Here is a 19,606-nt window from a genome sequence, read left to right as displayed (position 1 = left end):
CCGGCTCTTCCCTGAAGGGGAGTTTGCAATTGCAGCAACCGACAGGTTCGTCCCTATGACGAAAACTCCAGACCTCAGCCGGCCTTCGGCTATCCAACTTCCACCAGGCCGGCCTGCAAGGCATGCAGGAACTGGCGGGCGGTGCGACCGGAAAAGCCGTTCTGCTGTTGCGCCCAGAGGAGGGCTTGGCGGCGCAAGGTATCTAAAGGGTGCGGGAGGCCCAGCCGTTGCGCCAGGTGTTCTACCGTGGCCAGGTAGTCAGCTTGGCTAAAAGGGGTGAAGGTAAGGGTAAGGCCGAAGCGATCCCGCAGCGACAGCTTTTCCTGCACCGTATCCCAGGCGTGGACCTCTTGATCTTGGGGACTGGGACGATCGCCAAAAAACTCGCGGATAAGGTGGCGGCGGTTGCTGGTGGCGTAGAGACGGACGTTGGGCGGTGGTGGAACAAGATCTCCTTCCAGGAGCACCTTGAGCTGCTTAAACTCAGTTTCGTCGGCCTCAAAGGAGAGATCGTCCACAAACAGGACAAAGGGCAGCCCCCACCCTCCCAGATCTGCCAAGATCTGAGGCAATTGACCCAAATCTCCCCGTCTCAGCTCCAAAAGGCGCAGCCCCTGGGAACCGTAGCGGCGCAGCAACGCCTTCACCAGCGAAGACTTGCCGGTGCCCCGCGCCCCATAGAGCAGCACATGCAACGCCGGATCCCCCCGCAGCAGGGCTTCGGTGTTGGCAGCCAACTGCCGTTTCTGCCGTTCATAGCCGTAGATCTCTTCCCAGTCGGGCAAGTCGGGAGTGGGGATCCCCTCTAGCCCTGCCGGCCCCCAGCGAAAGGCCCAATAGCGGCCACAGAGCCCCACCCCCGCTCGGCGGTAGTGGGCGATCAGCGCCTCCAGGCTCAGGCCCCAGTCGGCAAAAGAGCGCGGATCCCAGCCAGGGCTCTCCCCTTCCCCATCCGGCCAAGGGATCCCCAGGCCCAGCGCCCGCATCTGCTCGGCAATGGTCTCCTGGCTATCGGCCAGGATCTGCAGGCAGCGGAGATCGTGGCGGGCCGCTTGCACAAGGGGGGCTGGGATCCCTTGGGGTCGAAGCGCCGCCCGCGAGAAAGGGTTATCGGCCCAGCGGATCTCTCGGATTAGCCACTCCCGCCAGCTCAAGCCCTCCTGGGCCAAAAGCTCAAACCAGCGTCCGTAGGCTCTCCAGCAGGGCAAGGGATCCCCGCTCATCAACTCCTGGGTGAGCTCCTGCCAGGTCAGGGCCAAGGGGTGGGCGCAGATTTCCCGAAACACCAGCAGCTTAGCCGCCGCTTCCGCCGCTTCTTCGAGGGGGGTCATCGCTTCAAGTCGCTCTAACTTGGCGTTGTCAAAGGGGCTGGGGGTGAGGGCCGGCCCAGAGCGCTTAGCGGGCATTGTCCCGCCGGCCCAGCTCGTAGAGGCCACCGCCAACGCAGGCAATCAGACCCCAGGAGACGGCCCAGCTGTTGCCCAAAGAGAGTTCGGTGAGGGCCACCACCACCGCTGCTGCCAGCAAGAAAGGAAGGACGCTGAGCAAAGAGGCCAGAGCTCCGCTGGGATCCCAGGCCAACTGTTTTTCCCAACCCTCCTGCAGGCGGCGGTGCAGCGGCGACAAGCCCCACATCAGCCCCAGACTCCACAGGGCTGTGGCCGCCCACAACGAAGGGCGGATCGCCTCCAGTCCCCCCAGTTCAACCCCCATAGCATCCATCGGCCAGCTCCCAACCTTGCCTTTCTAGGCTAGCGAGATTGGGCCCACTCAGTGGCGGTGATGGTGGTGCCGGGAAATTGGATGGGATTGCCCAGGCTCTGGATCTGGGCCTGGAGAGCCGGCAACAGCCGCAAGTCCAGCAGCGGCTCGCGCAGGATCTCCGCCGGGATCAGATCCCGCTCCAGGGCAAAGTGGGCCGTGTGGCCGGCGGCTGTGCCGATGGCCCATTCCACCGGGTGCACCCGATAGGAGGCGCTGGCAATGCGGCTGGTGGCAATGTTCTTGTTGCCGGCCAAGAGGTTGTCGATGCGCTGTGGGATCAGGGCGCGCAGTGGGATCTGGTAGGGGTAGCTGGGGGCCTGGGCATCCTGGTTGTGGCTGGGGGGCAGGGAAAAATCCGGCAATAGACAATCGTGAAAGTCGATGGGGTACTGGCCCACCCCCACCGAGTCGTAGAAAATAAAGGGCCGCCCGCGATTGAGCTCCGATTCTCGCGTGGTGATATCCGACTCGTAGATGGTAAATCCCTGCGGGTAGGCAGGGCTGGGCCGACCGATGATGCGCCGCGACTCGCGAATGTAGGGGTACTTGGAAAGGCCGCTGGCAGTTCCCATGGGGCTATCGGGCCCCCGCAGGTAGGCATAGCGCAGGTAAAAGTCTTTTTGAAAGTCGGGATCCGCCTGCTGCAACAGAAAATCCGTCCGCCCCGCCACCAGCCAGTAGAAAAAGCCCTTGGCATGCTGCTCGGCCCGCCGCAGCGCCTCCACCCGCAAGCCCCCCATCCAGCCGCCGGGATCCAGTTGGCCTGAGGCTTGCAGTTGCTCGTGGGTGAGAATCAGGTTCATCTCCGGCCCGGTGATGCGCCAGTCGTTGCCCCAGGTCCAGTTTTGCATGGATTGATCCCCCACCCGGATGGCCTCTTCCCCAAAGCCAAACACCTGGCCGCGGATGCGGCGGTAGGTAAAGACCATCCCAAAGTTAAAGCGTGGATGTTCAAAGCTGTAGTAGGGGCCGTGCAGCGGGTCGTTGTAGAACTTGGGCTTGATGGGCACCTGCGGCACAGCAGAGCGCTCCATAACAAAGGTGTAGGTAAACCCCTGGGTGCAGTAGGGATCCCTGTAGGGCTTGGAGCTGGGCTCCCAGCGGCTTTCCCCATCCGTGCCGAGGCGGTAGGGCACCCGCGCCAGCGGCAGCAGCTCGCCGGTTTCGGTAGCATCGATAACCACCCAGGGCAGGGTTTTGCCTTGGCGTTCTGGCGGCGGCTCAAAGCGCAGGATCTCTTTGTCCCAATCCTCGGTGGGCTCTAGGCGGTAAAAATCCAGAAAGTAGCTGGAGAGATCCCCCCGATTCTCCGGCTGGACGCCGGCGTGTTTGGGGATGTTGCGGATGGCCTGCACGCTGCGGATTTGGTAATCCTCGATCTGCAAGTCCTTGACCACCGTCTCGGTAAACAGCCGCAACTGCCCCGACTGCAGATAGGGATCCACCATCTCCCGCAGGACCTGGTGGCCCACCTGGGGCGAGAAGCAGAGCACACTCACCCAGCACTTGCCGGGATTGGGATCACCGCCGTACTTTTCCCGCACCCGGCGGCGAAACTCTCTATAGCCCTGGGGAAAGATCTCGTTTTCCCGCTGCAAGGGCCGCTCATCCAAAGCCGAGACCCCCTGGGCGCTCACCTGGCCGCCAATCCAGTCGGTGATCTCGGTCATGCACACCTGTCGGCCCAGTTGCAGAGCCTCGTAGGCCGCTGCCACCCCCCCCAGCCCGCCCCCGGCGATGAAGATCTCACAGGGGATGCGGGTTTCCGACAAGGGCTGGGCCAGAGCCGCCCCGGCGCCCAGGATCCCGGCCCCCACAAGGCCGCCGCCCCATCCCTTGAGGTTGAACAGAAGTTTCATCCCACCTCCGCCCCGTAACTGGGCCTGTCGGACTTTCCGGCAACTTTTATCATGGGGGAAAGCGCTGCGAGTGCTCATGCCGAATTCCACCTTCGTCATCACCACGCCGATCTACTACGTCAACGCTGCCCCCCACATCGGCAGCGCCTACACCACCCTGGCGGCGGATGCCATCGCCCGTTACCATCGCCTGCGGGGCAAGGATGTGCTGATGGTAACGGGAACCGACGAGCACGGCCAGAAGATCCAGCGCACCGCCGAAGAGCGCGGCCTTCCCCCGCAGCAGCACTGCGACGAGATCGCGGCCCAGTTTGCCCAGCTTTGGCAGTTGCTGGACATCCGCTACGACCGCTTTATCCGCACCACCGACCCTCGCCACAAAGCCATTGTGCGGGAGTTTTTCCAGCGAGTGTGGGATCGGGGGGATATTTTCGTTGGCCGGCAGCAGGGCTGGTACTGTGTTGCCTGCGAGGAGTTCAAGGACGAGTCAGAGCTCTTAGAAGGCGGATTTTGCCCGCTTCACCCCAACAAAAAAGTGGAGTGGAAAGACGAAGAAAACTACTTTTTTCGCCTCTCTCGCTACCAGGAAAAACTGGAAGCCCTCTATGCGGAGCACCCGGAGTTCATTCAACCAGAAAGCCGCCGCAATGAGGTGATCAACTTTGTCAAGCAGGGCCTGCGGGACTTCTCCATCTCTCGCCCCAGCGTCTCCTGGGGGATCCCCTTCCCGGCGGATCCCAGCCAAACCCTTTACGTCTGGTTTGATGCCCTCATCAACTACCTCAGCGCCGCCGTGGATCCCGAGGACGAGCCGACGCTGGAAAACGCCTTGCGCCGCTACTGGCCCGCCGATGTGCACCTAGTGGGCAAAGACATTGTCCGCTTCCACGCCATCTACTGGCCGGCCATGCTCATGTCGGCAGGGCTGCCGCTGCCCAGACAGATCTTTGGCCACGGCTTTCTCACCAAAGATGGCCTCAAGATGGGCAAAAGCCTGGGCAACACGCTGGATCCCTTTGAGCTGGTGCAGCGCTACGGTGCCGATGCCGTGCGCTACTATTTCTTGACTGAAATTGAGCTGGGCAAGGATGGAGACTTTAGTGAGGGCCGCTTCATCGAGGTTCTCAACGCTGACCTAGCCAACGACCTGGGGAACCTGCTCAACCGCACCCTCAATATGCTCAAAAAATACCAGCCCGACTACCGCATCCCCGCCGTCGAGATCCCTGCGGATCACCCCCTCAAAACCCTGGCCGAGCGCCTGGCCCCGACAGTGGCCGACGCCTACGAGCGGCTGGATCCCAGCTCTGCCGCCCGCAAAGCTCTCAGCTTGGCCCAGGCCAGCAACAAATACCTCGACGAGCAGGCCCCCTGGACGTTGCACAAACAAGGGCAAAGCGAGCAGGTGGCCCAGATCCTCTACGCCGTTTTGGAAAGCGTGCGCTGGGTGGCCGTGGCCCTTTCGCCCATCATTCCCAACCTCAGCCTCAAGATCCTGCAGCAGATGGGGTTTCCTTTGCAGGATGTCGCACAACTGCGCTGGGATCCCGATGCCCGTTGGGGCCGGCTTCCGCCTGGGCAAGAGCCCCAACCTCCTGTGCCCGTCTTCCAGAGAATACTCAAGTAGCTCCTAAGAATTGGCGGCATCGGGTTGGGAAGGCTGGGATCCCTCTGGTGTTGCCTTGCCGGCGGAAAGACCCATATCTCCCAAGGAAATGCTTGGCACAGCAGCAGAGAAAGAACGGCCAGCCTGGCCCGAGCGCAGCTGAGAGTTACCCATGGCGGTGGGGGGAGTCTCGCTGGACAGCGCCTGCCAGGCCGCCCGTACCCCTGCCCAAAAGCTGCGGACATTGACCTGAGCGCCGCGGGCTTGCTTGCGGGCCCCTTCCAGGGAGCGGTTCACCTGCTTCACCACCTGTCCGGCCCCCTTGACCCCTTCGTCGAGGCTGTCGGCGATCTCGCTCACTTCCAAGCTGGTCAGACGCAGAGCCTCCAGCGTGGGCGGTAACTCCCGCAGCAGCGTGTCGAAAAAGCGTTCCACGCTCTGGGCGGCTCGACCCAATTGAATGACGGCGGGCAACAGGGTCAGGATCACCGCCAAAATGGCCACTGCCACCAGACCTACCGAGAGGCCCAACCAAAATACCGGCTCGGTCATCGCGCCGCCTCCTCCCGACCTTGGGCTTCTGAGTCGGCTTCCTCCCGGGCGAGGGGACGCAGGTTTTGGGCTTGCATCAGCTCTTGCCGTTTCTGCAACATGGCTTCCCTGCCCACCGCCACTGCCTGCTGCAGCCGCAGCAGGGCCTCATCCAGACTTTTTTGGGCGGAGTCGAGCAGCTTTTCCGATTGGTATTGCAGGCTGGTGGTCACGTCTTCTGCCACTTCCGGCAGGGCCTCTGCCGATTTTTTCAGCAGTCGCCGCGTCTCCCGTCCGCTGCGGGGAGCCAAAAGCAGACCGATGACCGTGCCCACCGCCGTTCCCAACAGCAGCCCGCCGACAAACGCGCCAGTCCGGTTTTCCGCCATGCCTTGCCAGGGTTGAGGGGGGATACAGGTGGCCCCCAAACCAGACTATCAAATGATGCTGTGCTTTGCCGTGGAGGCGTCGAATTGGCTGAAATCTCAGGGGTAGGGGGGATTGGCTGCTGCGGCTGCTCTCCGGGATCCTTGGGGCTAAAGTAGAGGTAGTGCTGTGGGATCTGGCAACTGATGCTCTCTCTGGAGCCCAAGGGCCTGGCAGACGGCCCGATCATGGCAGACGGCCCGATCAACTTGGCGGAGTACATCGACCATACCCTGCTGCTGCCGATGGTGACCCCAGAGGAGATCGACCAGGGGTGTGAAATTGCTCTGCGCTATGGCTTCCCCACCTTTTGTGTGCCTCCCTGCTACGTGCCGCGGGTGGTTGAGCGGCTGCACGGGTCGCCAGTACGGGTGAGCACAGTGGTGGGGTTTCCCCTGGGCACCAACACGGCGGAGGTCAAGCTCTACGAAGCTCAACTGGCGGTGGAGCAGGGGTGCCGGGAGCTGGATGTCCGCATCAACTTGGCCTGGCTCAAGGCGGGGGAGCTGGATCGCCTCCATGCCGAGATTGCCCAACTGGTGGAAGAAACGGGGGTTTGCGTCAAGGCCATTTTGGAAACTGCCCAGCTCACTGACGAGGAAAAAAAGCTGGCCGCCGAGATCTGCATGGACGCGGGAGTTGCCTTCTTGATGACCTCCACCGGCTGGATGGGAGGGGCGACACCGGCCGATGTGCAACTGCTGTGGCAGCTTAGCCGCGGCAGGGTGGGAGTCAAAGCTTCCGGCGGCATCCGCACCGTGGCGCAGGCGGAGGCGATGATCGCCGCGGGGGCGAGCCGCATCGGCACCTCCTGGGGGCTGGAGCTGATGCGAGAGCTGGAGGCTAGAGGAGCCGGCGGCCCATGAGCGGGGTCACCTACCGGGTGACGGGTATTAACCTCAAAGCGATGCCGCTGGGGGAGGCGGATCGGATTATTACTATTTTGACCCGCGAGCAGGGCTTGATTCGGGCGGTGGCCAAGGGATCCCGTAAGCAGCTTTCCAAGTGGGGAGGGCGGATGGAGCCCTTTGTTGTCAACGATCTGCTGGTGGCGCGGGGGCGTTGGTCGGCCCAAACGGATCCCTCGCAGTGTCTCCAGCGCATCGCCCAGGCAGAAACCCTGCAGAGTTTTCCCCGTCTTGGCCGCAGCCTGGCCCATCTGACGGCGGCGCAGTACTTGGCAGAGGTGGCCCTGCTTTTGGCCCTGCCCAACCAGCCCCAGGAAGAGCTGTTTGTGCTGCTGGTGGAGCATCTGGAGCGCATCGAGCAGGCCCCTGCGACAGAGGCCGTTTTGCCGCTCCTTGTCCATGGGCTCTACCACCTTTTAGTGGTGGGGGGGGTTGCCCCCTCAGTACAAGCCTGCTACTCCTGTGGGGAGGAGTTAGCAGGTGAGGCTTTCTTCTCTCCCCACGCGGGTGGCCTGGTCTGCGATCCTTGTCGGCTGGCGCAGCGGCTCAGCCCAGTTGCCTGGGTCTCCAGTTCTGTCCTGCAGGCCTTAGGATCCCTGCCCAACCCGACCTTGCCCTCGCTGGCCGAGCGTGCGCTGCCTCTGGCGAGTTGGCTGGCGGCAGAACGTCTGTTGCGGCGGGTTTTGGAGCTGCATGCCGACCGCGCAATCCGTTCCGCTGGCCTGCTGGCCAGTTGCTACTCTGTCCCTGTTGCCGAAACCCTCCCTCCTACCCCCAGTGGCCAGGGATCCCCAGTGGCGGCAGCAGCTTTTTCTGAGGAGGATTCCGAAACGCTTGGCAGCAACCTGAAGAAGTTGTGAAGGTATGTATCAAGTCGAGCAAAATAGCTGCACAATAAAGGGTTAAGGCGGGTTAGCAGCCGCTTCTGGATGATAAATTGGGTGGTAGAAAGTAACCTCTTAGTAACTTCTTACGAAGGCCTCTCAGGTTTGGCGGCGGTCGACCGGGGTAGCGTTTGGGGAGGAGTGCCACACCTGTGCTACCGAGCAGGAGCAAGTGAAGTTGAAGTTGGCGCTTTTAACAAGATTGAATCGACTGCCGGGCGAGCCTTCGGTGTTTGTTTTCTGAAGCTCCATCCTTGGGTTGCGGTTTCCGTTGCCGACAAACAAGGGTTTGGCAGCGTTGCAGCTCCCGGGGTGAGTCCACCCCTCCAGGAGGAGCCCCTGAGGAGGCTGCATCTGACCACCTCGAGTTCGCGCTCACCTCAATTTTTTCCAATCCTTTTCATTTAGAAGTTTAGGAGTTGCAGCACCGTGGAAGCCCAGCGCAAAGAACGGATTCTCGTGGTCGATGATGAGGCCAGCATCCGCCGCATTTTGGAGACCCGCCTCTCGATGATCGGGTACGACGTGGTTACTGCTGCCGACGGAGAGGAGGCGCTGGAGGTTTTTCGCAAGCAGGATCCTGACCTGGTGGTGCTGGATGTGATGATGCCGAAGCTGGATGGCTACGGGGTCTGCCAGGAGTTGCGCAAAGAATCCGACATCCCGATCATCATGCTCACGGCGTTGGGGGACGTGGCCGACCGCATTACTGGCTTGGAACTGGGGGCAGACGACTACGTGGTTAAGCCGTTTTCGCCCAAAGAACTGGAGGCCCGCATTCGTTCGGTGCTGAGGCGGGTGGCGCGGTCGTCCCATGAAGGGATCCCCAGCTCAGGGGTAATTCAGGTGGGGGATCTTCGCATCGATACCAACAAGCGGCAGGTTTACAAGCGGGACGAGCGCATCCGCCTGACGGGGATGGAGTTTAGTTTGCTGGAGCTGCTGGTCAGCCGGTCGGGGGAGCCGTTTTCCCGCGCCGAGATTTTGCAAGAGGTGTGGGGCTACACGCCGGAGCGCCACGTGGATACGCGGGTGGTGGATGTCCACATCTCGCGGCTGCGGGCCAAGTTGGAGGATGACCCGAGCAACCCTGAGCTTATCCTGACAGCCCGCGGTACCGGCTATCTGTTTCAGCGCATCGTTCCAAAAGGCGAGGAGTAGGACGGGATCCCCCTTAGTAGCTCTTCCAGGGCTGCCCGCACCTGTTGCAGCACACCAACCCAGTTGCCGCGGGCTTCTTGGCGGAATAGGCGCATCACCCTGGGGTACCAGGGGCTGTCTTGCCGCTGCAGTAGCCAGCGCCAATCAGCGGCAAAGGGCAGCAGCACCCACACCGGCTTGCCCAGCGCCCCAGCCAGGTGGGCAACGGCAGTATCGACGCTAATTACCAGATCCAACTGGGCAACTGCCCTAGCAGTATCAACAAAATTCCGGAAACGGGATCCCAGCTCCACCACCTGGTGCTGCTTGAGAAGGGGTTCTACCTGGCTTAGATCTTCACCCACCTGCAGGCTAACCCACTGCACCTGGGGCAGATTAAGGTACTCGAGGAAGAGGTTAAGAGAACAGCTTTTTAACCTCTGCACCCGGCTGAGGGCGAGGTCGTCGCGGCGGCCACTGGCCCACACCAGCCCCACCTTTATCCCCCTCTGGGGAAGCTCTGGCCAATCTTCCGGCCAGGCGGAGCTCCCATCGGGACAAACCAGATAGGGGATGCGGTCGGGAATTGTCTCCAGCGTGGTGCCCAGGCGATGGGGCAGGCTAAGCAAGGGCAGGTGCCAGTCGAAGGGGGGCAGGGGATCCGTATCGGAAATGACCTGGACTTGAGGAAAGGAGGCTCGCAGCAACTCGACTAGGGAGTGAGGGCAGCGGAAATAGAGGGAGGCCTGCGGATGGGCGGCGGCCAAAAGGGGCAGGTAGCGCGCGAACTGAATTGTGTCTCCCAGCCCTTGTTCGGCGTAGACAAGCAGCGTCTGCCGGCCCAAGGGGGATCCCGTCCACAGGGGCAAAGGGAAGCAGGGGTAGGCCGCTCCCTGGCGCTGCAGCCGCCACTCGTACTCCTGCCACCCCTCCTCGTAGCGGCCCAGGGTGAGCAGGGCCGTGCCCAGGTTGTAGTGGATCTCCGGCCAGTCGGGGGCCAACTGCAGGCCGCGCCGATAGGCCTCGATAGCGGCCTCGAGTCGGTTTTGCTCTTGCAGGACGGTGCCCAGGTTGTTGTGGGGCTGCGCCTCCCCTGGCAGCAGCGGGATGGCCCGTAGCAGACAGTCGGCGGCCTCCTCCAGGCGATCTTGCAGGTGTAGGCAGTGGCCGAGGTTGACGAGGATCCGCCCCTCCTGCGGCGCCAGGACAAGAGCGCGGCGAAACCAGGCTTCGGCTTCTGCAAGCTGGTTGTCGAATAGGAGGGCATTGCCCAGAGCTGCCAGCGCATAAGCCTGAGGAGGTTGGGCCGCTGCCGCCTGTCGCAGCACTGCAATCGCCTGCTCCCGTTTCCCCAAAGCCAGCCAACAACTGCCCAACCGGAAGAGCAGTTGCCCGTCGTTAGGGGCAAAGGCCAGCCCCTGCTTGTAGGCGCGCGCCGCCTCCTCCGGGTTGCCCAGCAGCATCCAGGCATCGCCCAGCTCCTGCCAGGCCGGCACCCAATCTCTCCGTAGGTGCAGCGCCAGTTGCAAAGGGGTCAAAGCTTGGCGGGGATCCCCCATCTGCAGATAGAGGGATCCCAGCAACGCCTGGGCGGCGAACAGGTGGGGATGGGCCCGGGTAAGCTGCCGGCAGAGGTGCAGTGCTGTCTCCAGATCCCCTGCTTGTCGGTGGCGCTCGGCCAGCGCCAGGGTCGCCTCTGGGGAAGGGAAGGGGGATAGACCGGAGCCTCTTCCTAGGCCTTTTGGCCCAGCCGTCTGCCGGTCGCCCTTTCCTCGCCCAAAGCCCTGTGGCACGGTTTTTCCCTTGGTGGATCCCTTTTTTGCCCTTCCCGCCGGTATTCAGCAACAGCGGGACATCTCCCTACTCAGGTTAACAGTTCAGGTGAATAGGACGTTCTTGACAGAGCGTTCCTACCCCCCCGCTCCTGAATCGGGCCATCCTCGGCGCTTGCCTTGCGAGGGCTCAGTTGCGGCGAAACAGGCTGTCTAAGTAAATACGGGCAGCGCGCCGATCCGTGTCTCCGCTCTGGAGCAGGAATAACGAGAGCGCTGCCGTTACGACCCGATCTTGATCCCAATCGGGGTGACGAGAGAGGTAGTTTTTGAGGGTGTCGTGTAGCTCCTCGGGAATTTCGCTCAAAATGCTGACGGTGGGAGAATCCATAGCCCAACCACCTACTCGGGGTTAACAGGGAAACCAAGAAAACCTAAGGAGCCGGCCAAAACCGGGCCTGCCCAGAAGGGAAAAAACAAGCCAACCCAGCTCTCTAACTTGGGTACGCCGGGGGCCGCATCGGCCCCGCCAAAAGCAAGACAGTGTGTAGAAGTTTGCCCCTAGCCCGTCCGGCAGCGACCAGAGGATACCAAACTGCCCCTTGGCCTTGTCTCAGGCAGGAGAAGGGATAGAGTTTTTGGGCAAAGGGTTCTTTGCCTCTGAGGAGAGCTGCCAGGAAAATCTCCCCCTCACCTCAGGTGCGGCTATTCTGCCCTCTGCCCCATGGGGGGTGTCAATCCTGGGCAGCGGCTCCAAGTTTGTTCAAGCCCGCCGCCGGCTTTGATGCCATCGGCAAAAACGGCGCGATCCCGTTGCGTTTCTCAAGGTGTATCCGTCTGAACTTTCCAGTTTGGACTTTTCCACAAAAACCCTCGCTGCCGTTTCCTGAGGTCACAGGCCTGTGGAAAACAGGCCTCCTCTCTGTGGAAAGTCTGGGGAAAACCTGTGGATTTCTGAGAAATCTAAATTTGTCCAAAAATTTTTCTCGCGAGCCCCCTCAGGGCCACTCGACCCGGTAGCGCAAAAACAGCTCCTTAGAGCCACGGTGGCACTCCAGCAGCTCCAGTTGGGGCGGGGATCCCTGCAGCTGCCAGCCCTCGATGCTGGCGGGCGCATCGGCATACCCACTCAGCAGCACCGGCGCCAGGGTCACCCACAGCTCATCCAAGGCCCCTGCCTGCAAAAACGCCCCCAAAAGCCGGCCCCCGCCCAGCAACCCCACCCGTTCGATGCCCAAACTGCGCAGGCGCGCCAGCCGTGCCGGCAGATCCCAATCGGCAGCCACCCAGATCTCTTCAAAGCCGGTTCGGTTCTGCCAAAGCCGGGATCCCTGGGGAGTTGTCCACAGCCAGCGGGTGAGGGGCTGGCGAAAAAACGGCAAATCCTCAGGAATCTCCCCGCTGCCGGAGCAGATGATCGTCAGGGGCTGAGGGGAGAGGCCCTGCTGGAGTCGGCGTTGGATGAGCTCGGGATCCCGGATGCGCAGGCTGGTGCCGTAGGCCCGCAGCGTGGCCGCCCCCATGATCAAAGCCTGTTGCCGGGCAGCTTGGGTTTCCAGGTGCTGGTGGTCTTCGGCGCTGGCGAAGTGGGGCCTTTGCCCGCGGTGGGTGGCGATCCTGCCGTCCAGACTCTGGGCCAGGATGGCAACCACGTGAGGACGAGCTGTTTTCAAAGGCAACTCTCGAACAATTGGCCAGAATGGAGTTAGAAGTTGTCGCCCCGGCTGCCGCTTCGGTTCTGGGGTCGCCTCAGCCGGATAAGTATGCTCGGGACATTCCAATCTTCCACCATCCGCATCGAGGTCGAGGCCAGTTCCTCGACCTTGCAGCGCTGCTTGACCGAGGTGGGGCTGTTGCAGCAGTGGCTCTGGCCGCAGCAGTTGCAGGGATCCCTGCCCGCTAGGCTGGAGCTGGGCAGCACCTTTGCCGTCCAGTGGGGCCCCGTCTCGATCACGCACCAGGTGGAAACCCTGCTGCCGAAACGGCTACGCCTACTAATGTGGGGCGGAGCCGATGGCTACTGCGACTGGATGTGGGGCAACGGCTGGGTACAGCTCCGGGTTGAGGCCGTCTCCCTCCTGCCCCTTGGACTGGGGCAGTTGCTGCTCCTGAGGCAGTTGCAACAGTTTGCCCGACGCCAAGAACAACAGCCCTCCTGAGCAGGAATTAACCAAAGCGGGCGCTGCAATAAAATCCGTGGATCCGCGGTTTATCGAGCTAACTTGTAGGTTTAAATCTCCCTTCCTCAAGGGTTTTCTGCTACGAGAGATGTACTAGATTTACTAGTCACAGCGAAGGAGCCCGATGAACCCTCCCCTAGCTGCAGCCGACCAGGAAAAGTTTGAGATCCGTTTGGGGGAAGCCCTCAACAAAGCGGGGTTGCTCACCCCCGCCCAGTTGGCTCAGGCCATGTGGGAAAAGGCGGATAACCCCTTGATGTTGGGGGAGCTGTGCATGCAGCACGGCTGGGTTGCCCCGCAAGATCTCTATCCCTTTATCCCGGTCGAGTTGGTGCGCATCGGCGAGATCCTGGTGCTGCATGGGTATCTGGAACTGGAGCACGTGTATCAAGCTTTGCTTCAGCAAAAGCACCACCCCGAGCGCAAGTTGGGGCAGATCCTGGTGCAGCAGGGCTGGGTGCAGCCCCACTGGTTGGAGTGGGCCCTCGACAAGCAGCAGCAGCTCCGGCGACGGCGAGGAGCTGCCAACAGTTGGGAAGTGATGCTGGAGCAGTGGTCCACCATTCCGGATCAGCCCCCCCTCTACGCTTCGCCGCTGCAGGTGGCGCAGCAAGTTCACAAAGCTACCGCGCAATACCAAGCCCAACTGGAGCGCTACCAAGAGCAGGTTGCCGCCCTAGAAGCGCAACTGGAGCGGGAGCGACAGCAGCTCGTTGAGTCTCAATCCCGCCAGCAGCAGCAGCAACAGCGCATTGCCGAGTTGGAAGCCCAACTGGCGGCTCAAATCCAGCAGGGATCCGAGCAACACAGGGCTGCCCAGCAGCGCATTCAGGAGTTGGAGGAGCAGCTCCGAGCGCAGCAAGATCGGGGATCCGCGCAAGTCCAGGCACTGGCCGAGCAGTTGCAAGCTGCCCAGGCCGAGCTGGAGACCCTGCGGCGCCACTCCCACGAGCTGACGGAATGGCAATCTCAGGCCAAGCTCAAGCTGCAAGAGTTGGGATCCCGGCTGCAGCAGCATCAGCAAGCTGAGGCTCAACTGCGCCAGGCTCTTGAGCACAAGGAAGCCGAATTGGCCGCTCTCAGCCAATCGCTGCAGGAGCAGCAGCACCAGCTTCAAGTGGCCCAATCGACGAAGGCCCGCCTCATTGCCGACCTGGCCCACGCCCGCCAAGAAGCCAGCCAGACCATCCACCGGCTGCGGGGGGAACTTCAGGAAGCCCAGACCCAACTCCAGGTAACTCAAGAACGCCTGCAGGAAGTCCAAGCCCAACTGCAAGCCACCCAAAGCCATCTGCAGTCCACCGAAGCCCAGCTCCAACAGGCCCGAGAGCAGGTGCGCCAGCTCCAGGCCCAAGTGCAGGCCAACCGGACGCCGTCGCCTGCCCCGGCTACCCAAACTGCGAGCGTGGCCGAATCGACCGCAGATGCCGAGCTGCCGCCTCAGGAGTATTTGGGAGAAGAAGATCTGGAAGCGCTGCAGCGGGCCAACCCTTGGGTGCGGCGGATCTTGACCCAGTTGCGCGCAGCCGGTCTCCTCGACAACGCCGGCATCGAAACCGTCCTCCACGCCTGGGAAACAGAGGGCGGCACTTTCACAGACGTGCTGACCCACCACAGCGGCCTCAAGCCGGAGACAGTCAAGTTTTTCAGCGAAGACGGCTACTCTGTCTACCTGGCAGGCGGACGGCACGTGGCCGACTACCTTAAGGCTTCGGGGCTGGTCAGCGCCGCGCAAATCCAGCAGATCCAAGAGCACCTACCCCCTGGGGGATCCCTCTGCCAGGCGCTTGTCGAAGCCGGGATCCTGTCGCAAGCCACCGCCCTCTATTTTGAGCGCCACTTCGGTGGCAAAAAGCCCCGTCGCTCCCTGCGGCAAGAGCTGATGTTGTGAGAGCGGATCGGGGATCCGCACCTCTTTCCCATCTCTTGCACCGGCAAGGGATCCAAAGGCAAATACGGGCTGCCGGCAGACCCCATGCGTCCACTGGAGACTAGGAACTAGAATGGACTCAGAATCAACAGCGACCGATTTTTGGCTGTTGAGAAAGTTGAATGTGACCTAGGTATCCAGATGTTGTCCTGAGTTCTGCTGCTATGACCACGGAAGCTCCCACTCGACCTGCTCAGCAGTCGTCTCCGTCGAGAACCCGGGTTCGCCAGCCCTACCCCCACTTCAAGGTGATCGTCTTGGATGACGATTTCAACACCTTTCAGCATGTTACCGAATGCTTGCTCAAGTACATCCCCGGCATGACCCTGCCCCTGGCACGGCAACTGACCGTGCAGGTGGATGCCGAAGGGCAGGCGGTGGTTTGGGTCGGCCCGCAAGAGCAAGCAGAGCTCTACCATCAACAGTTGCTGCGGGAGGGCCTGACGATGGCCCCCCTGGAGCCGGCCTGAAGCACGAGCTGCTCGTAGCTGCGCTCAACGGCGGCCAGTAGCTCTGCCTGGCCCCAGCCGGCATAGAGGCTGCTGACAATGGCCAGCCCACCCGCCCCCACCCCTTCCTTGACATAGCCCCGCTCGTAGGCCCGGAGGGGGGCATAGCGGCTTTGGGCAAAGCTGAGTTGGGTGGCCAAAAGGGGAACCTCGCCCAGCAGCTCCGCCAAACCCACCGTATTGCCCGAGGGATCCTCGGCCACCCAGCGGGTGGTACCTATGGCTACATTCTCCGGGGGCCAGGGGATCCCTTGCTCTTCCCCCCAGCGCCGCATCAGGGCCAGCACCGCCAGCATTTGGGTGCCGCCCGCCAGCAGCACCGGCCCCCGCTGGGCTGCCGCCATCGCCAGCCCGGCTACAAAAGGCTGCATCGGATCCCCCACAGCGGCCACCACCTCTGGGGCGGTAGCCCTGGCGGGAAGTCTGGCCAATCCCTGCCGGGCCAAGGCCAGCTTTTGGGCGTGGTTACAGACCGGGTGGCTGCTGTTGACCATGCCCTCTGCTTGCCAGCCCAGCCCCAACAACACTGCCAGCGCCGTGGTGGTGCCTCCCGCCACACATTCTCCGATGACGCAGTAGCTCGACTCCAGCCGGGATCCCCGCTCATACCCCTCCTGCCACAGGGATCCCACCTGCTCCAAAGACAGAGCCTGCCCTGTGCTCAAGCAGCGGGCTATTCCCCTGGCGCTGACCGTTTCTGCCCCCGGCAGAGGCTCCGGCAAACCACAGTCGAACACGCGACAGGGGATCCCCAACTCCCTCAGGACGGCGCGGCTGATCACCACCGGTGAAGGATAGCCATCGGGAGAGGTGGGCAGGCGGTGAGAATAGTCCCCCAGCAACACCTCTCCATCGGCAAGGGCCGTGTAGCGCCGCAAGGAGGGCGTGGCGCCGGCAGCCGAGATGCCGGGAATAAGGGCCGTTTCCGTAAACCCCAGGCAGGCCAAAAACAGCGGTCGGGATCCCTGCACCCGTTGGCACCACTGCTGGGCCAAAGACGGCTGCGTATAAGCCTTCACACCAGGAAAGGGGAACATAAGCGGGGCAGACAGGTCAAAACTCCATTCTCCACCCAAGCGAAGGACGGGATCCCGTACTGGCCGGAAAACGGCAGGGACTGCGACCCCCCAACCCGATCGGATAGGATGGGTATACCCAATGCAGTTTATTTAGGGCAGACGAAAGGCCATGAGCTTCTTCGACTCGGAGATCGTTCAAGAAGAAGCCAAGCAGCTGTTTCAGGACTTCCAAAACCTGATGCGACTTGGCGAGCGCTACGGCCAATTCGACCGGGAAGGCAAAAAAATCTTCATCGAGCGAATGGAAGAATTGCTGGAGCGGCAGCGCATTTTCATGAAGCGGCTGGAGCTCTCCGACGACTTTATGGCTCAGATGACCATCAAACAACTGCAAACCCAGCTTGGGGGGTTTGGGCTCACCCTCAGCCAAATGTTCGACCAAATGCACCAAACCCTAGAGCGCATGAAAGCCGAGGCCGACGCCGAGCGCTAACCTTGCTGGTGACCCCTCAGAACGAAAAGGGATCATGTCCTCCTCCCGCCAGACCCGCAGCCAAAAACTGATCCTGGAAGTCTTGAAGCAGAGCTTGCGGCCCCTCTCGGCCCAAGAGATCTTCCTGGAGTTGCGCAATGCCAACCATAGCGTTGGCTTGGCCACGGTCTACCGGGCTTTGGAGGCTCTGCGCAACGAGGGCAAGCTGCAAGCGGTCAACTTGGGAGATCAGCAGACCTACTATCAGGTTTTGCCCAGCAACGGCCACAACCGCCATCACCTCATTTGCACCGAATGTCGGCGGGTGGTGCCTCTGCCGGATTGCCCAGTGGGAGACCTGGAGGAGCAGCTTGCCAGCCGCTACCAATTTGTCATCGAGTACCATGTGCTTGACTTCTACGGCATCTGCGCCGAATGCCGTGGGGAGAGCAGCTCCAACCCTGGCTCACAGCGATCCTCTTGCCTTGAGGCCAAACCGCAATGATGAACTATCTCTGGACGCTGTTAATCGGATTGGCGGGCGCCCTGATTGCAGTCAAGCTGAGGCTGCCGGCAGGAGCTTTGGTGGGTTCGATGGTAGCAGTGGGTTTGGTCAATGTTTGGGGAGCGATCCCGATCCCCACTCCCCCAGCCGGGATCCGCTTTGTCATGCAGGTGGTGCTGGGCATTCTTTTGGGCAGCAAGCTCACCGCCGATACGCTGTTGGCCTTGAAAGATCTGTGGCGACCGGCCCTGCTCTGTACGGTGATTGCGGTGGGCACGGGAGTTTTGTCGGGGTACTTGATCTCCCGTTGGCTGGGGATCGAGCGCCTGACCGCCATCTTGGGCACCGCTCCGGGAGGCATTTCGGACATGAGCCTGATAGCCCTGGACATGGGGGCGCAAGCCAGCACGGTGGTGGTCATGCACCTGGCCCGCCTGATCAGCGTCATCGTGGTCGTCCCCTGGCTGGTACGGCTGCTGATCCAGCCGGGCACCAGCTAGGAACATCCCTAGAGCAGAGACATGGGGTGGGCTAGACTAAGGAGCGATACAGAACTTAACAACTCAACCTCCGCCTTGGAACTTTTCCCTTCTTCACTCACCTGCCATGGCGACGCTGCGGGATCCCCTTGGAGCGCTGCCCTCTGTTCTAACGTCTCCTCTGGCCAAGGCGATTGGTGGCCCCTGCAACTGTATTGGCAGGGGGAGGCAGATCCGCTACAGCCTGAGTTGGTGCAGGTGGATCCTGTGTTGCGCTTGCTGCTTTTGGGGGATGGCTTGACCACCCGCACTCTGGCTGCCTTGACCCAAGAGCCGATTCAGGCCCATCTGCTCGACACGGGCCGGGTCGAGCTGCTGGCAGAGCAGAGCGCCGCCCCCCAGTCCATGCAACGGCTGACCAAGGATCTGGCGCGGCTGGGATCCCCCTTGATGCGGCGGCGGGTTTGGCTGTGTGGAGCAACCTCTCAGCAGCCCTTGCTCTATGCCACCTCTTGGTGGAACTCCGACCATCTGGCCCAATACTTGCCCCATCCCGATTTGCCCATTGGCCAAAATCTGATCCAAGAAAAACTGGAGACCTTTCGCGAAGTGCGTCGCCTCTACTATGGCGAAGCCGAGCCAGTTGCCCGGCTGCTCAACTGTCGCGGCCCTTTTTGGGCTAGGCATTATCTTTTGCTGCACCGAGGCCAGCCTTTGACTGTTATTTACGAAGTTTTTTCTTCCCGCCTACAGGCCAGGGTCTTGTCGGGCTAGGGCGACATCCAGCGGCGCACGGCTGCGGTGACTGCGGCTGCCACACCCGGATCCGACTGGGCGCTGGCAGAGATGCGGTGATAGTCCTCTGGGGTCAGTTGATGGGCGGCGATGATCTTGGCGGCTGCGGTTTCAAACTGTTGTTCAATTTGCCGACGTTCCTCGCTGCCCTTGGCCTGCTGCAGGCGAGTTTGGGTGGCCGCCAGAAGGGGCTGCACCGCCAGCAGAGCGCGGGCGAAGCGGTCGACCTGCTCTGGGGAAGGCTTCAAGAAGTCTTCAGAAGGGGCGGCTGGGGCCGAGATCCTCCTTTCCGAGGCGTTGCCCGTCTCGGATGTCTGGGGGACGGTGGCCAGGGAGGGATCCGCGTTGCCGGACAACTGAGGGGCGCCAACAACAGCCGTTTTGCCGGCCACATCCAAACCTTGGGCCGGGATGCGAGCATTCCAAAGGGCCAAGCTTGCCAAACAGAGAGCAGCTCCGCTCAAGACAGCGCTCAAGAGGGCCAGCCAACCGGCAGGGGCCACGGTCGGCTGCGGCACCGGCAAAGGAGAAGGCTGGAGGCTGAGATCGTAGGCCCGGCGCTGCCGGCTGTCGCTGAGGACGCGGTAGGCCTGTTGGAGCTGAAGAAACTCTCGCTGGGCCAATTGCCGCAACCCCTCGGGGAGATCGGCAGGCAGACGATCCGGATGAATCTCGCGCACCCGCCGGCGGTAGACGGCTTTGATCTCCTCCAGGCTGGCTTGGGGAGAAAGCCCCAACTGTTGGTAGTAGGTGGGGAAAACAGACGGAGTAGACATGGAAGACTCAGCTAGAAAACCATCGCCTCGGCAAGTGGGGATCCCTCTCTG

The 19,606-nt window shown here is 62.0% G+C and carries 21 protein-coding genes; 11 read left to right on the top strand and 10 right to left on the bottom strand.

The genetic code is table 11. The annotated features are described in order from the left end of the window. Positions 1-89: 89 nt before the first annotated feature. The 3 genes from NW855_RS10725 to NW855_RS10715 are packed head-to-tail and all read right to left on the bottom strand — an operon-like array spanning position 90 to position 3,623. Positions 90-1,406: an ATP-binding protein gene (locus NW855_RS10725; protein WP_228375489.1), complete on the bottom strand. Its 1,317-nt coding sequence runs from the start codon at positions 1,404-1,406 to the stop codon at positions 90-92. Next, positions 1,396-1,713, bottom strand: a complete 318-nt coding sequence (locus NW855_RS10720; RefSeq protein ID WP_041439036.1) for a hypothetical protein — start codon at positions 1,711-1,713, stop codon at positions 1,396-1,398. The genes NW855_RS10725 and NW855_RS10720 overlap by 11 nt, the downstream gene beginning before the upstream one ends. 38 nt (positions 1,714-1,751) lie before the next feature. Next, on the bottom strand, positions 1,752-3,623 hold the full coding sequence (locus NW855_RS10715; protein ID WP_041438306.1) for an FAD-dependent oxidoreductase: 1,872 nt from the start codon (positions 3,621-3,623) through the stop codon (positions 1,752-1,754). Positions 3,624-3,699: 76 nt separating this feature from the next. On the opposite strand from NW855_RS10715, the gene metG reads away from it, so the two are divergent. Then, positions 3,700-5,250: a methionine--tRNA ligase gene (gene metG / locus NW855_RS10710; RefSeq protein ID WP_011430246.1), complete on the top strand. Its 1,551-nt coding sequence runs from the start codon at positions 3,700-3,702 to the stop codon at positions 5,248-5,250. A gap of 3 nt (positions 5,251-5,253) precedes the next feature. Here the strand turns inward: metG and NW855_RS10705 are convergent, their stop codons facing one another. Both NW855_RS10705 and NW855_RS10700 read right to left on the bottom strand, forming a co-directional pair. Further along, on the bottom strand, positions 5,254-5,781 hold the full coding sequence (locus NW855_RS10705) for a hypothetical protein (protein ID WP_011430245.1): 528 nt from the start codon (positions 5,779-5,781) through the stop codon (positions 5,254-5,256). Next, entirely contained in the window at positions 5,778-6,149 is a 372-nt protein-coding gene (locus NW855_RS10700) for a YtxH domain-containing protein (protein ID WP_011430244.1), read from the bottom strand. Before NW855_RS10700 ends, NW855_RS10705 begins: the two co-directional genes overlap by 4 nt. 183 nt (positions 6,150-6,332) lie before the next feature. On the opposite strand from NW855_RS10700, the gene deoC reads away from it, so the two are divergent. The 3 genes from deoC to rpaB all read left to right on the top strand — a co-directional run bounded on the left by deoC (position 6,333) and on the right by rpaB (position 9,139). Next, the gene (deoC, locus tag NW855_RS10695) at positions 6,333-7,052 is read left to right on the top strand and encodes a deoxyribose-phosphate aldolase (protein WP_414508739.1); all 720 of its coding nucleotides are present in this window, start codon (positions 6,333-6,335) and stop codon (positions 7,050-7,052) included. Beyond that, positions 7,049-7,954, top strand: coding sequence for a DNA repair protein RecO (recO, locus tag NW855_RS10690; protein WP_011430242.1), 906 nt, complete (start codon positions 7,049-7,051; stop codon positions 7,952-7,954). Before deoC ends, recO begins: the two co-directional genes overlap by 4 nt. A gap of 453 nt (positions 7,955-8,407) precedes the next feature. Then, complete coding sequence (gene rpaB, locus NW855_RS10685; RefSeq protein WP_011430241.1) at positions 8,408-9,139, top strand: response regulator transcription factor RpaB; 732 nt, start codon at positions 8,408-8,410, stop codon at positions 9,137-9,139. Here the strand turns inward: rpaB and NW855_RS10680 are convergent. From NW855_RS10680 to NW855_RS10670, 3 genes are all read right to left on the bottom strand, one after another. Continuing rightward, positions 9,109-10,911: a tetratricopeptide repeat protein gene (locus NW855_RS10680; protein WP_011430240.1), complete on the bottom strand. Its 1,803-nt coding sequence runs from the start codon at positions 10,909-10,911 to the stop codon at positions 9,109-9,111. The genes rpaB and NW855_RS10680 overlap by 31 nt on opposite strands. Positions 10,912-11,080: 169 nt before the next feature. Beyond that, positions 11,081-11,281, bottom strand: a complete 201-nt coding sequence (locus NW855_RS10675; protein ID WP_011430239.1) for a DUF2811 domain-containing protein — start codon at positions 11,279-11,281, stop codon at positions 11,081-11,083. A 607-nt stretch (positions 11,282-11,888) separates the two neighbouring features. After that, positions 11,889-12,563, bottom strand: coding sequence for a RibD family protein (locus tag NW855_RS10670; RefSeq protein WP_011430237.1), 675 nt, complete (start codon positions 12,561-12,563; stop codon positions 11,889-11,891). Between the two features lie 90 nt (positions 12,564-12,653). Here NW855_RS10670 and NW855_RS10665 point away from each other — a divergent pair, with 90 nt between their 5' ends. From NW855_RS10665 to clpS, 3 genes are all read left to right on the top strand, one after another. Beyond that, entirely contained in the window at positions 12,654-13,049 is a 396-nt protein-coding gene (locus tag NW855_RS10665; protein WP_099812140.1) for a hypothetical protein, read from the top strand. A gap of 145 nt (positions 13,050-13,194) precedes the next feature. Continuing rightward, complete coding sequence (locus NW855_RS10660) at positions 13,195-14,961, top strand: hypothetical protein (RefSeq protein ID WP_414402868.1); 1,767 nt, start codon at positions 13,195-13,197, stop codon at positions 14,959-14,961. A gap of 203 nt (positions 14,962-15,164) precedes the next feature. Beyond that, positions 15,165-15,470: an ATP-dependent Clp protease adapter ClpS gene (gene clpS / locus NW855_RS10655; RefSeq protein ID WP_011430234.1), complete on the top strand. Its 306-nt coding sequence runs from the start codon at positions 15,165-15,167 to the stop codon at positions 15,468-15,470. Here the strand turns inward: clpS and cobT are convergent. Further along, entirely contained in the window at positions 15,419-16,546 is a 1,128-nt protein-coding gene (gene cobT / locus NW855_RS10650; RefSeq protein WP_011430233.1) for a nicotinate mononucleotide-dependent phosphoribosyltransferase CobT, read from the bottom strand. The two genes, clpS and cobT, sit on opposite strands and share 52 nt — an antisense overlap. A 151-nt stretch (positions 16,547-16,697) precedes the next feature. Here cobT and NW855_RS10645 point away from each other — a divergent pair, with 151 nt between their 5' ends. The 4 genes from NW855_RS10645 (at position 16,698) to NW855_RS10630 (ending at position 18,758) form a co-directional block, all read left to right on the top strand. Next, on the top strand, positions 16,698-17,021 hold the full coding sequence (locus NW855_RS10645; protein WP_011430232.1) for a DUF1825 family protein: 324 nt from the start codon (positions 16,698-16,700) through the stop codon (positions 17,019-17,021). Between the two features lie 34 nt (positions 17,022-17,055). Further along, on the top strand, positions 17,056-17,505 hold the full coding sequence (locus NW855_RS10640) for a Fur family transcriptional regulator (RefSeq protein ID WP_011430231.1): 450 nt from the start codon (positions 17,056-17,058) through the stop codon (positions 17,503-17,505). Further along, entirely contained in the window at positions 17,502-18,005 is a 504-nt protein-coding gene (locus NW855_RS10635; RefSeq protein WP_228375487.1) for an AbrB family transcriptional regulator, read from the top strand. The genes NW855_RS10640 and NW855_RS10635 overlap by 4 nt, the downstream gene beginning before the upstream one ends. A 75-nt stretch (positions 18,006-18,080) precedes the next feature. Continuing rightward, positions 18,081-18,758, top strand: coding sequence for a chorismate pyruvate-lyase family protein (locus NW855_RS10630; protein ID WP_414508738.1), 678 nt, complete (start codon positions 18,081-18,083; stop codon positions 18,756-18,758). Here NW855_RS10630 and NW855_RS10625 read toward each other — a convergent pair. Next, on the bottom strand, positions 18,755-19,555 hold the full coding sequence (locus NW855_RS10625; RefSeq protein ID WP_099812143.1) for a DnaJ domain-containing protein: 801 nt from the start codon (positions 19,553-19,555) through the stop codon (positions 18,755-18,757). The two genes, NW855_RS10630 and NW855_RS10625, sit on opposite strands and share 4 nt — an antisense overlap. Positions 19,556-19,606 lie beyond the last annotated feature (51 nt).

The organism is Synechococcus sp. RC10B2, from assembly GCF_047502635.1.
Note: the sequence above shows the minus strand (reverse complement) of the source record. Positions and strands in the feature narration are given on the sequence as shown.